This is a genomic window from Parasutterella muris, assembly GCF_943193095.1.
Classification (GTDB): Bacteria; Pseudomonadota; Gammaproteobacteria; order Burkholderiales; family Burkholderiaceae_F; genus Parasutterella; species Parasutterella muris.
This window is the reverse complement of record NZ_CALPCV010000013.1, coordinates 1-13288: the sequence shown is the minus strand read 5'-3', so window position 1 is coordinate 13288 and position 13288 is coordinate 1. Positions and strand designations below refer to the sequence as shown.

Genomic DNA, 13288 nt, shown 5'->3' with positions numbered 1-13288 from the left:
CCTATTTTTAATCGATATGAAACTTCATAAATTATCCCTGTTAACACTCTTTCTCTGCGCAGTCTCGACGCAGGCTTGCGCATCCGACTTCTGGAAGGAAGATGTCTGGAAAAACCAGGACCGCGGCTTTCTGTACTACCCCGACGAAGAAAAGCCCAAACCTAAAACAACTCCGTTCAAAGATCTAAATAGCATCCAAAGCGCAGATGAACTCAAGGCAGAACACGCGTTTCGTTTAGCGAACGCCTCCTTTAATCCTACGGAAGAAAATGTTCTCGCGTTTCAGGAGGTCAACTACTTCGTACAGGAAAAAGCTTCTCTCTTTACAGATGTCTATCGCAGAACCTCCTGGCAGAACCCTCAGTTTGATTTCTCGACACTCAACCCGGCGGCCAACTTTGCGCAGGTAGCGCTCAATTCGTCCCGCGCTGAACAAAAGAAAGAGGACATCCGGTCTCTGACTCAGTCATGGGGCCTGATGTACTTCTACCGCTCTGACTGCCGATTCTGCGAGATTCAGTCTCCGCTCATTAAACGTCTGCAGACAGAATACGGGTTTGAGCTGCTTGCAGTCTCTTTGGACGGCTCTGCAAACCCGCATTTCCCGGACGCGCTTCCAGATAACGGCGTCTCTCAGCTGCTCACCAACGGAGAGGGACTCTCACGCGTTCCGGCTCTTTTTATGGTTAAAAGCGATAAATCGCAAAGCTATCTGGTTTCGTCAGGCGTTCTTTCGCTTGAGGACATGCTCTCCCGCATACAGACGCTAGCGCTTAAATCTCCCGGCCAGTCTCTCTTCAGAGGCCAAGACGCTCTCAGCCCCCATCAGAACGCATCATGATTAAACTAAAAAAAATTCTCTGCGCAGCGCTCTGCGCCGTCTCCGTGTCTACTTCGGCAAACGCGGGATTCATGAAAGATTTCTATTCCGCTGCCGGATCCTACCAGGGCAATCTCACTGAAGCAGGCGTCTATCAGTCCGCAGGCATGAACACTGTGACCGCGGGCGGTTTTGTTTATCGAGCCCCAAGAAAGGATTTCAACGCTTTCTACTTTACGCCGCCCTCCCTGTCCGCCGGCTGCGGCGGTATCGACATATTTATGGGCGCATTCGGTATCCCGAGCCGAGAGGAATTCGTTGCATTCCTGCGCAATATCGGTACAGCGCTTCCGGGGCTCGCGTTCCAGCTCGCGCTGCAGTCGCTCGCGCCGGACTTAAATGAACAGGTCACCAGTTTCCGTGACATGATCCGACAGTACACCGGTATGTTTCAGGATTCCTGCACCACTGCTCAGAATCTGATTAAGATGTCGGGTGCCGAACAATGGCTGCATAAGCTGAGCTACGACTCCAAAAATGAACTGCGCTCTTCAGGCACCGTCTCCGACGCCTCTGAAGCCGACGCGATGACACGCACCAACGGTTCCGCCGTCATAGAAAATTCGCCAACCAGACGAGATTCCGGAGGCAACATCGTAGACGCGCCGGAACTCAACCTCACTTGGTCACTGCTCTCGGGCGGCAAATTCTCCGCGGATTACAGCGACGAGCTCAAAGAGCTCATGATGACGCTCGTTGGGACCGTCATCTATGTTCAGGAGGGCAGCGGAAACGACGCTGTGACACGCGCGATCCCGATCGCGGGCCAGGATTTAGTCGGATTTTTATTCGGAAGACCTGATGAAGAGGCGCTCGACGCGGAGTCCTTTCGTCTTCGCTGCGTCAAAGAGGACGGAGACGATCGCTGTCTCACGGTCCGTAAAACGCCGCTCGATGAAATGAACCTGCCCTACGAATTTATGCGCGCCGCGGCTGCCTACCGTAATTCCATTCTCAGCAGAGATCCCTCGCTCGTCTCTAAAAACGACCTGACTCTGCTCGTCTCCTCATCCACGATTCCGTTAATCCGTCTGATCAACGCGACCACCTCGCACCGATATCTCGGATTTTCTCAGGACGTGCTCAGAATTTACGTGGAGGCAGCCGCCTACGAGGCCGTGATCCGCGCCATGGATCGATTATCTCTGGATATTAAAACCGCGATTGCCGCGTCTTCTGCCTCCCAAACCAGCGTCATCGCGGCCGACCATCTTAAAGCGATTGAGCAGAGAGTGGACGCCGTCCGCAGGGATTTAGCAGATCGAAGCGATGCCGTATTTCAGCAGATGAGCCGAGCGCACTCTTTTGTGACGCAGATTTCTCACCTGGAAAGAAGTGTTAAAGGTGCACTTGCGGCCGATCTTGCCGCCAACCTTAAATTCGGAGCCGCAAATTAAATGGTGTTGGACTACTACGCTTATTGGAACGGAGGTCAGATCCGTGACCTATTCGAGGCGCTTGTCGCGATCTGCTCCGGCCTCTCTTACACCGGTCTGATTAAATCCGCGGTTCTCGCAGGTTTCCTCGCCGCCATCACCGGAGCGCTCCTTAAATGGCAGGGCCTTGCCGCTAAAGTCTACCTTTTTGCGGCCGTGCTCTTTTACTCAGTCATGCTCGTTCCCAAGGTTGATCTTGCGATTCATGACGAGAGAAACACCGATGTTTATGTCGTGAGCAGCGTCCCGTTAGGCGTAGGTTTCTTTTCTTCAGCCGCCTCACGCATCGGACGATTCCTGACAGGTTCATTTGAGACTGCGTTTTCTTTACCGGACGCCGAACGATTCAGCCGATTCGGTCTGGTCTATCCGCAGCGTGCCGTCACAGCGCTACTGAACGCGGGCGCTGTCACGCCGGAAGGAAGAGCGCTTTCCGAGCGAGTTACCGCTGACTGCGTAGGTCCCGAACTCACTGATCATCCCGACAAAGTGAACGAGCTCGCTCAATCAGGCAACCTTTGGGCCACAATCAAACAGGAAGGCTGGGTTAATCCGGCCCGTTCCACGGTCGCTCAGGACGGATCGGTGCAAAGCTGCGAAGCGGCGGTTCAGTCGCTGGAAGACCATCTAAATAATGTTGAGATCGATTTTATTAAAAAGCGCCTCGGCGTACTGCTGGTGCCTGAGCAGCCTGATCCTTCCGCAGTGATCGCGCGCACGCTTCCACACAGCGAGGCCCTGCTGCTTGGCGTCTCCCGATCGCTTGAGGACAGCCTCAAGCACTCGGTCATGCTGTCTGCGCTCCCGCGAGGTCTGGAAAGCATTGCGCGCCAAGCGGGAGCTCCGCTCGATTTGGCGGTTAAATTTTCTTCGGCTTCCGCAAACCTTTCATCAGAAATCAACTACCGAACACTGGCTAAGTTAGCCGAGCAGAGCCTTCCTAAAATCCGCAACTGTGTGGAATTTATCGTCATTGCCGCATTTCCGCTCATGCTTGTTCTAATGATCGCTGCCGGTTCGGCTGCAGGGGTAGTCTTTCGATCTTTTTTTGTTCTGCTCATTTGGGTTCAGTTGTGGGCGCCCCTATTTGCGGTCGCCAACTATCTCATGATTACAGTGGACGCCAATCCCATGAACCGACTGATCGCAGAATTCGGCGGAAGCACACTTCAGGCTGCGGATTTAATCCGTGAGGCCGGAAGCTCATCACAGGCGATCGCGGGCAGTCTAACGCTTCTGATTCCGATGATCGCATTTGCGCTTGCCAAGGGAAGCGACATGGCTTTTGTTTCTATGGCCTCTGGCCTTATGGCGCCTGCGCAGGGCGCGGCTTCTTCTGCTGCTAATCAGGCGGGAAGCGGCAATTTTAATGCGGGCAATGTCTCACTTGGAAATACATCCCGAAACTCCGAATCCGCTAATAAATCAGATCTGTCTGCCGGATGGTCGGATCCATATGCCTCACGCACTCAGACCGCCTACGGAACGGTTACCAGAGATCAGGACGGAACGGTTGTCGGTATGCAGCGCACTGCTATTGATCTCGGCGTTTCGTCAAGCGGCTCGCTGACGCAGTCAAGATCTGTACAGTCCGCTTCCACGTCCTCCGTTTCCCTGACGCAGTCAGAGTCAAACGCACTGTCCGTCAGCTCCGCAGCTACATCTTCGGATTCTTCGCTGCGCTCTTTTGCTCATTCGCTCTCAGAAGGTCTCGCAAAGCGCAGCGCGCTTTCAGACGTTTCCTCGGGCGGCGTTTCCTCGTCCCTCAGTCAAAGTGTGGCAGAGGGCTCCTCCGCGTCACGCAGTCTCTCGAATTCTGAGGCATTCAGCGTCACGAGCGGCATACAGATGAAAGCCGCTGTAGGTGAAGCGGGCGCCGAGGGCGAAGTCTCCAAACCCACAGCCGAAGGCACTCTTCTTAATGCTCCGAGCTCCGTCCCGCAGCTCTCCGCGGTCGATAAAACAGCCGCCGGAGCCGGCAATACTTCAAGCGGAAGCACTTCAAGCACCGGCAAGAGCGGAAGTTTCAGCGCCACGCTTCGCGGCGCTGCGGACGGGTTCGGCGTCGGACTCTCCGGAGAAACAAAAACCGCGCAGCAGCTCGTGGATACGGCTGTCGGCTCTAAGACAAGCGCTACAGCCAGACAGCGGGCTGAAGCATATCACTCGCTCAGATCCGCCTCAGAGGAGATTGCCGCAACGAGTGACGATGTCGGTGTACGACAGGCAGCGAATGCGTTCACCAAGGCTCTCGACAAAGCCTATCGGACATCTTCTGATCGCGGCGTAACACTCAGCCGGGGACAGTCCGCATCACAAACCGTGTCAGAAGGACTCAGCGGAAATGATTCAATGATTGTCAACCGAGACGCGGCCGTCATGAGACGCTACATATCTTCCAGCGGGCATTCGGCAGAAGAGGGTCTGCGTCATCTGTTTCATGATGAACTCGCCAGAGAAAACTTGGGCGCTGCGGTTTCCGCTGACGCGCTGGACAGATCCGCCTCCGGTCAGTATGCCGGCACCAGTCAGATTCAGCAAAAGCGAGCGGAGCTCTCAGAGCTCACAGTCATCGGAAAGCGCACTCTGAATCGCACAAAGCTTGATCATTCCAAAACTGTTAACCAAGAAGGACAAAAAATCCATACAGAATCCGATCTCAGTTTTACCCGGCTGAATCGTTCTCGTGAGGAGTTCTTACGGCAATACGACAAAGACAGATCCCAAAGAGATTTGGCCGCAGCCGCGTCTATGGAAGCGACTGATCTGGAGAAGGAAACTGTCGACGACGGCGTTCAGCGGTATCAGCAAAAGGAAAAAGGCGTTTCCACTGTACTGAAAAATGCGTTCCTAGGTGGTGCCGGCTACACCTCGCCTATGGGTGCAGGAAAAATTGAAAAGGAAAATGATTTGAGTGAGAAGAAGTAGCAGAAGAAGGCGTGGCCAACTGTCGAGTTGATAGAACGAAGGAGAATTCTTCGACCGCAGTTGTTCTCTCCTTCTTCTTTCTAACGAAAATTTAGGACAATAAACTTGTACAAAAGTCTTATTCGCACTCCAGCGTTATTAAAAATAATTTAAGCGCCCCGTTCAATACCAAAAAATAAAGCTATTCCCGATAGTCAACTAGATCGGAATAAAACTGTTTTCTAGCCATTCTGCAACTCCACACTTTACTTTCCCAAATTTCTAAATTTTATAACCACTCTAATTTTGTATAAATCAAAGAGAGGGGTTCCTTTCTTGTTTCATCATCTAGAAGAATATATGAGTATTTGCTAAACTCCTTCAAAACCAAAGGAGATACAATGAATCCGCCCAAGCCCATGTTTTCTCGGCTTTTCGAAAAATCAGTAGAAGCGTTTCTCTTAGCCGTCGAAAATTACAATAAACCTACTATTCGCTATAGGGTGGAAGCTTTCGCGATATTCATCTGTAACGCTTGGGAACTTCTACTGAAAGGTTACCTCATTAAAACTCAAGGATTAGAGAGCATTTACTACCAGCCAAGCAAAGACGTAAAGAGAACATTTAGTCTGGAGAGATGTGTCAAAACAATACTCACGAATGAAAAAGACCCGGTAAGATTAAATCTTGAGAAGATAGTTGAACTTAGGAATACAAGCACTCATTTTATAACCGAAGAGTACGAGATGCTGTATGTTCCTCTGTTTCAAGCATGCATTTTCAATTATTCGGATAAGTTATCTGCCTTTGCTGATATAAGCCTAGGGGACCGGGTTTCTCTAGGCTTTCTATCCCTCACCACAACTCTGAACACTTTATCCATTGACGCCCTGAGAGGAAAATATTCGTCAGACATTTTCGAGCATATTTCGCGTCTTGACGGGGAATTAAATACTCTTGCAGGGGCTAATGGCCCCTAGTATGCAATCCCTGTCGAGCACGGATTTTATCTAACTAAGAAACGAGAAGAGGCCACCGAATGCGTTACCGTGGTTCCAAAAAGCGATAATCCGGTCGCTATTAGCAAAACGCAATCCGATCCTAACAGCACACACAGTTACTCGCTAAAGAAAATAATAGACTTTATAAAAAATCGTCTTAGAGAAAAGAATATTAATCTTCTTCTTAATGGCGCAGTTGTTAATTTCAATAAATATCATTGCTGTTTGTTAATTGACTATTTCGCCATTAAGAAGCAATCAGACCTTTGCTACATCGACAAACACGATCAAAAAGACAGATACTATTACAGTCAGAAAGCTGTGGATTTTATTCTGGGTGAGCTCTGCAAGGATCCCGGAAATATCCTCACAGAGCTGAAAGCAAAGACAGCACCAGGGGCAAAGGAAAATTCTAAGCAAACTTCCGGCAGTTAGCCTACTCCCATTCGGGAACCCAGCACTGATCCTTCGCGAGCTATCCTGCGTTGAATTATAAGTAGAAATCGAGCAATCTACGAGTTTAATTGTACTCAGTTAGGGGATTGTGCTGATATCGTGCGCAGTTGTAGGCAAACAAAGTGGGAGTATCCGCAGCATTGAGATCGTTTCGTAAATATAAATAAAACCTTTCTTTAAATCATTCAGTTAATCCGTAACTCTACGATTCTAAATACTTATTACTTAGAACAATTAAAATTTTAATAGCCAAGATCAGGAAGCATGGGTTATAACGTAATCGTAATCCCTCAACCATGGAGAACTCACCATGTCTACCAGAAGAAGTTTCCTTAAATGCGCCTCGGCCGCTTCAATATCCGCCCCCGTCGGAATGTCCGTTGCAATCGCAGCCGATCGTCCTGAAGATATGCCGGCTTGGGATAATGAGGCTGACGTTGTCGTCTTAGGTTATGGAAATGCAGGATCAAATGCCGCAATTGCGGCTGCAGACGCAGGTGCAAAGGTTTTGATTCTCGAAAAAATGCCCCATGGCGGCGGTAATGTATCGGTATCCTCCGGCGGATTTGTCGTTCCGACAAATAAGGACGATTACTTCAAATTCCAAAAGGCGCTTTACGAACTTTCCCGTTCGGAATGGGATAAGGAACTTTTAGACCTTTTCTGTGAAGAGTCTCTTCATTTAGGCGATTATGTTCAGTCTCTAGCGCCTGAAGGCAAAATTGGTGTCTACGGACACGCAGGCTATCAGGAATTGCCTGGCGCCGACTGCGTCAACAAGATGTCTGTTCGCAATGTCCCCGGTGCAAAAGGCGGAGATCGATTATTCGGCATTTTCGACAGAGCCGTTCAGGCTAAAAATATTCCCGTTATCGTTAACTGCCCGGCAAGAAGGCTTGTCCGCAGAGGAAATGAAGTTATCGGCGTAGAAGCCTTGAAGGACAACAAGCCGTATTTTGTAAAAGCAAACAAGGCAGTCGTCATCTGCACCGGCGGATTCCAAAGCAATCCTGAATTAATGGCAAGGTACATCTACGGAAATCCGATGGCGTATCTCGGAAGCCCCGCGCACACCGGTGACGGTCTTCTGATGGCCCAGTCCATGGGATGCGATCTGTGGCATATGAATTCGGTTTCTGCTCCGCTCGGCGTGCAAGTCCCCGGAGTTCAGGCCGGTATCGCTATGGTTACTAGACAGCCTGCCTTCATTTGGGTAGATCAGGACGGCAAACGCTTTGTTAATGAGAAGAAACTCGATTACCACTGCTCTTGGATGTCCGTCAATAACTTCGATGCGATTCAGCACAGATATCCGAGAATTCCGTGCTACATGATCATGGATTCCAGCTATCTCAAGGCAGGCCCCATCATTTCCAACGGAGGTTCCGGATGGGCGATCAACCGCGAAGGATACAAATGGAGCAGAGACAATCAGAAAGAAATCGACTCCGGCGTCATCATTCAAGCTCCGACCATTAAGGAACTCGCACAAAAGCTGAATATCAAAGTTCCTGAAGTACTCGAAAGCACCATTGCGCGATGGAACAGTGATTTGAGAACAAAAGGTATCGATACTGAGTATGGCAGAACAATGACAGCTGATCCGAATATGAAAGCGGTTTTCGTAGGCCGTGATGTAAAAAGCTGGTCAGCTCCTATTGAGGAAGGCCCCTTCTATGCTGTGAAACTGGTTCCTGTCACCTATCACACCATGGGCGGCCCCAAGAAGTCCATTAAGGCGGAGGTTCTTGATCCGTACGGAAAACCGATTCCTCGACTTTTCGTTGCGGGCGAGCTCGGTTCCACATGGGGCCTTACATATCAGGGTGCCTGCGCTAACGCTGATGCAATGGTATTCGGTCGAGTCGCCGGTAAGTACGCGGCTCAATTAGAACCCTGGAAATAAAGAGTAATAGCGGCGAAGCTTGCAGGCCTCGAACTTATATAAATCGAGGCCTGCAGTCTTTTGTGTCGGCGACAAGTCTCAGGGGATAGCGAACATAATAGCCAAACGCTTAAACACGTCCTGCCCTCACCTTTGCGGTTCAAGTTCCAAATTGCCAACGATAATGTTTCATCTGTCAATTATTGGGCCAAACAAAATAAAATCCTAAATACCGACTTCAAATATCCCTACTTGGTTTCTATCTGAGAAACACTATAATGCTTGACCACGCATCACACGAGAAATAGATCTTCTCCACTCCACAAACATAAAATGCAAATACCCAGCAATACCGAAGACACATCAATTGACTTCACTATTGAAACGCTTCTGGAAAATTTTAATGAGAATGTTGTCCTGCCTGACTTTCAGCGCGGATATACGTGGAGTGAGGAAACCGTAAGAAGTTTTATTAAGAGCTTCCTCAATTTAAAAAATCAAGTCCTCGGTTCTGCTTTCCTCTACAAAAAGCAAACCGATTTTCAGGTTGTGGACGGGCAACAGCGATTAACCACTATCTGTTTAGCTTTGCACGCACTAGATCTGTTGGACGAGAACTCGAGCTTTTTAGGAAAATTCTTCAAGAGTCTGGGCGGTACGGACAGCGGAAATACCCCATTTGATTATGCGTCACGCATTCAAATGAAGAAAAATTATGATGCCATCCGGACTGAATTCCAGGTCTTGGGAAAAGATAGATTCCGTGATGCGATTAAAACTGCAAAAATTTGCTTTTTCATCACTGCTGATGAACAAAAGACATTGGATTACTACGTCGCATGCAACACAGAATCCGTCCCGTTGACTGCTGCCAGCTTCTGAAAGCCTTCCATTACGATGCTTGCAGGAAAGAAAATCAGGATCCTGAACTGACGCTCTATAAACGTTACGCGCTGGAATTCTGGAGGCTTGACCCTATTGGGCTCGGCCTAAATATCAGTGATATCGCAGGCGAAAGCGGCAAAAAGGACGACTCCTATGATCTCTCAAACGTTCCTCTTTCAGTGCTGAAAGTTCTGGTAGACAACCTAAAAAAGGATAATGGCAAGCTGAAGCCGGAACAAAAAGCAATCCCCACCCCTTGGACAATTTCTAAGACGATTGCTATGTCTGCTGATCAATTCATTGCAGACGATAATTACTGGTATTCTTGGCAGGATTTTCACGGTTTATTTAATACGCTGCAGTCGATGCTTATCAGTGATGATAAAAATGATTTCGCGCGGCCTATTCTTGATCCCCAGCAAAGAATTCCAGGCGCCCTTTCAAGGCTTCAGACCTCAGAAAGGAGTTTTCTTTCAGCCCAAAAAAATCTCCTACTTGATGTACTGTGGGTAAAATCGGGCAGTCATTTTTATGTCACAGCAAATGACCTTTTGAGGGACTATGCTGCATTTCAAGGATACGCCCAGTCTTACTTCAAAAACGGAGGCCTTGAGGGATCTCCGGGACTCCAATGCGAGAAGAAATGGCTTCAAACTTGTATTGAAGTGCTGAAAGACTTTTACAAGGACCTCGAGCTCATTCAAAAAATCAAAACGAAAATCTCCTGGTGGCCTGCTCAGCCATTAACGCTCGACTTCTATGAAACTAAACTCAGAGAAACAGCGTCGCTTCTCGCCATTTTTTGTATCACAGTCGTTTACCACTACCGCTATCCGCAAAGGAATCAGTCTCGGCTCAAAGACATCTTGTACATGTCATTGTTCTTTATCTTTTTAAATTTCCTAATGTGCAAAAGGTATTACACATACATAAGAGCAGGGGTCGCTGATATTGCAGGACGAATCATTCTTAATTCCGCCTCTGCGGATATAGCGGAGCAATCCATGACAAAAATTATGTTGGAGAGAAACTCTTGGTCGCAAGGAATTTTGGAACACCTTAAAAAGAGTCATAAAAATAATAATACCAGCGACATTAGCAGTGGTTTAGCAGCCATGCTGAACTTTGTCTAACGCAACTAGAATTCACTATAAAATGGCCGAGACAAAAAACAAAATCTACAGCAATCTGAATCTTGTTGAGTTTATCGATGCACTAAAAGGTAATATCGATTTAGTTCTTCCGCTTTATCAACGAGACGCATCATGGAGCGAAGAGCTTCGTAAGAGCTTCCTGAAAAAAATCGACAAGGATAAGACGTTTTTAAATTCAATAATTCTTGTCAAAAAATGCGACGATTCGTTGAAATTTGAGGTAGTGGACGGACAACAACGTCTCCTTAGTCTGCTGATCAATGATGAATCGGATCTTCAAAAACCACTTGAAATTCAAATTAATTCTTTCAGTCTGCGTTTGATTCGTGAATTTGATGAGTTCCTTGACATAGATCCAATTCAAATAACGTGTGTCTTGAAAACGCCTATTTCAATTGGATTGTTTACGATAACATGCCTTCCGGAGAGCAGCTGTTTCAGAACATCAACATCGACACGCGCAAACTTTCTGTTTTTGACGAATTCATTGGACGAGCATTTCAGACAGACACGAACAATGAAAAATTCAAATTCGTTAAAGCATTAAAGAACGCCGTTGCGATGGACCAGCTGGGTTATAACTATAACCTATCTCAGCTTAAGGATTTTAAAGATACGATTTCTGTTCCTTTTGACCCGGTTGACTATGATTGGACACTGCGGCTTTTGCTTGGACACTGTGTAAGTTTTACTTTCCCAAAAGCAAAATTCAATAACATAAAAATGCAAAACATAGTGAACGACAATCTTAGAAACGAGCTGAAAACCGCCCAACCAAATGTCATCGAGAGTATTCGAGAAAATCTTGCAAAGCTCACGGAAGCGATTACACAAAACCGCCTTTTTTTATCTCGTAGACATGCAAGGATCTGTTGTCAGGATACTAACATTGTCGAATTTCAACTTTTACAGATTTATCTTATGTCGTATGACACCTGGCTCCCCACCGACAAGTGCATGGATCTTTTTAAACTTTATTTAGAAAATCCGGATAATCCACAACAAGACAAAAACAAAGCAATAACATTTGTTACACAGAATTTAGATTTATCCAAGAAGTTTGAAAGCAAGGCAACGTCTTTTGAGCGTAAGGACCTTTGTTTGGGCGATTGGCTGCTTTTCTATGCACTTAACTTCTTAGAAGACGAAGACGAAGGTAAAACCATTTTCATTAATGCCGCCAAAAATATTCAAGTTTCTAATGGAACATTCGAGAAAATTTTTAAGCAGATCTTTACAGAAATGAAAGAGCAATATTCAAATAAAAAATTCAAATTTCCCAGATATAGCGGAGAAATAGAACATTTTGTTGCGCAGAGAAACTCTTCCTCTTCGATCGACGAAACGTTAATAAATAGCTATGCCAATTTATGCCTAATTCCCAATGGAATTAATCAAAGCTTACGTGATCAGTCGGCTTTCCGAAAAGCAGAAATTATTTGCGCGCCAAATAGCGAATCTAAAGAAACACTTCTCCCGAAACTGACTTTCACCGCTCTTGCCGCAAAAAAACTCGAGGATGAACTTAACTCGGACGAAGAAAAACTTCTCAATGTTCTTAATGATTTTTGGCTGAATTTCACCAAGGAAATGCAGTACAAGCTCAAAAGCATGGATAATTAGGAAGCTGAGAAAATCCGTCTACGACGTAACGACATACACAAAAGAGCCGAAGATATTTGAGCACGACTGCGCCATCGAAGGTCTTAATTGTAGAGGTTGAAATCGTGACATTAGTGTACGTCTTAAAGACGAAAAATCGCCATGTAACTCAACCTAAAGCTCTACAAGTACGTTTTCAGCAGGCTGAGACCTTCTGCTGTCAGCACCCGCAATTCTTCCATGGCTTTCTGAAATTCATTTTGCCGTTCTGCGTTTAATATGGGAAAAAACCTCTTCTGCTGAACGAAAGCGTCCTGCTTCAAAATCTTTGATTTACTCATTTGGGAAATGTCCAAGTGCGCTGGCATCCTTAATACGAACGGCAGAGCTTTTTCATCAACAACCCGTTTAAGAAAAATACGGACGGCTTCCGACATGGTTAATCCCAATGATTCGAGAACTGCTTTTGCATCGTTTTTGAGCTGATCATTGATACGAACTCGGACAATTTCATTAGCAAGAGTCTTCATGCTAATGACTCATACGAATAGTGTAATCACTTTGTAACTACAATTTTAAAAGGATACAAATATGAATACGATCTGCAAGAAATATCAATTTGTCACCATATCTCGAACACTCGCCAAATTTCCAGTTTCGTATCGAAAGATTCTGCGTATCTTTGCAGCGTTGTATAAGTAGTAATCTTTCCTGCAGTTAAATAAATTCTGAGAAATTTGTTAAACGGTGGGTGACTTTCATTTCTTGGGAATTTTACTTACAACTAGTTCGGTTTTATTTACCTTGTTCTTTTTCCAGGTTATTATGTTGACAACAACATCCCGCAAGCTTAGCTCTCCAGTTTTTCTGAAGATGACGCTCACTCCGCGGGATTCCCTTTTCCGAAGCTATCATGTCAGAAAGATGTGATAAGCACATCAATAAACCTCACTCACCGTTCTCTCAACACCCTGTTAAGGACGTTGCAAACAATGGAAGTCCTAATTTTCTGAAGATGACGCTCACTCCGCGGGATTCCCTTTTCCGAAGCTATCATGTCAGAAAGATGTGATAAGCACATC

General features: G+C 46.8%; 10 protein-coding genes and 1 pseudogene. 10 read left to right on the top strand and 1 reads right to left on the bottom strand.

Features of this window, described 5'->3' with window-relative positions; genetic code table 11:
• The first annotated feature begins 16 nt into the window (after positions 1–16).
• The 10 genes and pseudogenes from NFR90_RS06190 (at position 17) to NFR90_RS06150 (ending at position 12227) form a co-directional block, all read left to right on the top strand.
• On the top strand, positions 17–841 hold the full coding sequence (locus NFR90_RS06190; protein ID WP_160334867.1) for a conjugal transfer protein TraF: 825 nt from the start codon (positions 17–19) through the stop codon (positions 839–841).
• Entirely contained in the window at positions 838–2277 is a 1440-nt protein-coding gene (locus tag NFR90_RS06185; RefSeq protein ID WP_251451480.1) for a conjugal transfer protein TraH, read from the top strand. The genes NFR90_RS06190 and NFR90_RS06185 overlap by 4 nt, the downstream gene beginning before the upstream one ends.
• Complete coding sequence (locus tag NFR90_RS06180) at positions 2278–5244, top strand: conjugal transfer protein TraG N-terminal domain-containing protein (protein ID WP_251451478.1); 2967 nt, start codon at positions 2278–2280, stop codon at positions 5242–5244.
• 380 nt (positions 5245–5624) lie between these two features.
• The gene (locus tag NFR90_RS06175; protein ID WP_251451477.1) at positions 5625–6203 is read left to right on the top strand and encodes a DUF3644 domain-containing protein; all 579 of its coding nucleotides are present in this window, start codon (positions 5625–5627) and stop codon (positions 6201–6203) included.
• 69 nt (positions 6204–6272) lie between these two features.
• Positions 6273–6659 carry a hypothetical protein gene (locus tag NFR90_RS06170; protein WP_353848285.1) on the top strand — a complete coding sequence of 129 codons (387 nt, stop codon included), beginning with the start codon at positions 6273–6275 and terminating at the stop codon, positions 6657–6659.
• Positions 6660–6990: 331 nt separating this feature from the next.
• Positions 6991–8586, top strand: coding sequence for an FAD-dependent oxidoreductase (locus tag NFR90_RS06165; RefSeq protein ID WP_251451475.1), 1596 nt, complete (start codon positions 6991–6993; stop codon positions 8584–8586).
• A gap of 312 nt (positions 8587–8898) precedes the next feature.
• Positions 8899–9447: a DUF262 domain-containing protein gene (locus NFR90_RS06160; protein ID WP_251451473.1), complete on the top strand. Its 549-nt coding sequence runs from the start codon at positions 8899–8901 to the stop codon at positions 9445–9447.
• Entirely contained in the window at positions 9405–10583 is a 1179-nt protein-coding gene (locus tag NFR90_RS06155; protein ID WP_251451471.1) for a hypothetical protein, read from the top strand. The genes NFR90_RS06160 and NFR90_RS06155 overlap by 43 nt, the downstream gene beginning before the upstream one ends.
• A 22-nt stretch (positions 10584–10605) precedes the next feature.
• Positions 10606–10857 (top strand): annotated as a pseudogene (locus NFR90_RS11675) (DUF262 domain-containing protein); the annotation flags it as partial.
• A 161-nt stretch (positions 10858–11018) separates the two neighbouring features.
• The gene (locus NFR90_RS06150) at positions 11019–12227 is read left to right on the top strand and encodes a hypothetical protein (RefSeq protein WP_251451469.1); all 1209 of its coding nucleotides are present in this window, start codon (positions 11019–11021) and stop codon (positions 12225–12227) included.
• A gap of 161 nt (positions 12228–12388) precedes the next feature.
• On the opposite strand, the gene NFR90_RS06145 is transcribed toward NFR90_RS06150, so the two are convergent.
• On the bottom strand, positions 12389–12736 hold the full coding sequence (locus NFR90_RS06145; protein WP_251451468.1) for a type II toxin-antitoxin system RelB/DinJ family antitoxin: 348 nt from the start codon (positions 12734–12736) through the stop codon (positions 12389–12391).
• Between the last annotated feature and the right edge of the window lie 552 nt (positions 12737–13288).

Excerpts from the sequence above, each read along its gene's own strand:
- NFR90_RS06185 (WP_251451480.1), top strand. The coding sequence starts at position 838 with ATGATTAAACTAAAAAAAATTCTCTGCGCAGCGCTCTGCGCCGTCTCC.
- NFR90_RS06160 (WP_251451473.1), top strand. The coding sequence starts at position 8,899 with ATGCAAATACCCAGCAATACCGAAGACACATCAATTGACTTCACTATT.
- NFR90_RS06190 (WP_160334867.1), top strand. The coding sequence starts at position 17 with ATGAAACTTCATAAATTATCCCTGTTAACACTCTTTCTCTGCGCAGTC.
- NFR90_RS06175 (WP_251451477.1), top strand. The coding sequence starts at position 5,625 with ATGAATCCGCCCAAGCCCATGTTTTCTCGGCTTTTCGAAAAATCAGTA.
- NFR90_RS06155 (WP_251451471.1), top strand. The coding sequence starts at position 9,405 with ATGCAACACAGAATCCGTCCCGTTGACTGCTGCCAGCTTCTGAAAGCC.
- NFR90_RS06165 (WP_251451475.1), top strand. The coding sequence starts at position 6,991 with ATGTCTACCAGAAGAAGTTTCCTTAAATGCGCCTCGGCCGCTTCAATA.
- NFR90_RS06145 (WP_251451468.1), bottom strand. The coding sequence starts at position 12,736 with ATGAAGACTCTTGCTAATGAAATTGTCCGAGTTCGTATCAATGATCAG.
- NFR90_RS06150 (WP_251451469.1), top strand. The coding sequence starts at position 11,019 with ATGCCTTCCGGAGAGCAGCTGTTTCAGAACATCAACATCGACACGCGC.
- NFR90_RS06180 (WP_251451478.1), top strand. The coding sequence starts at position 2,278 with ATGGTGTTGGACTACTACGCTTATTGGAACGGAGGTCAGATCCGTGAC.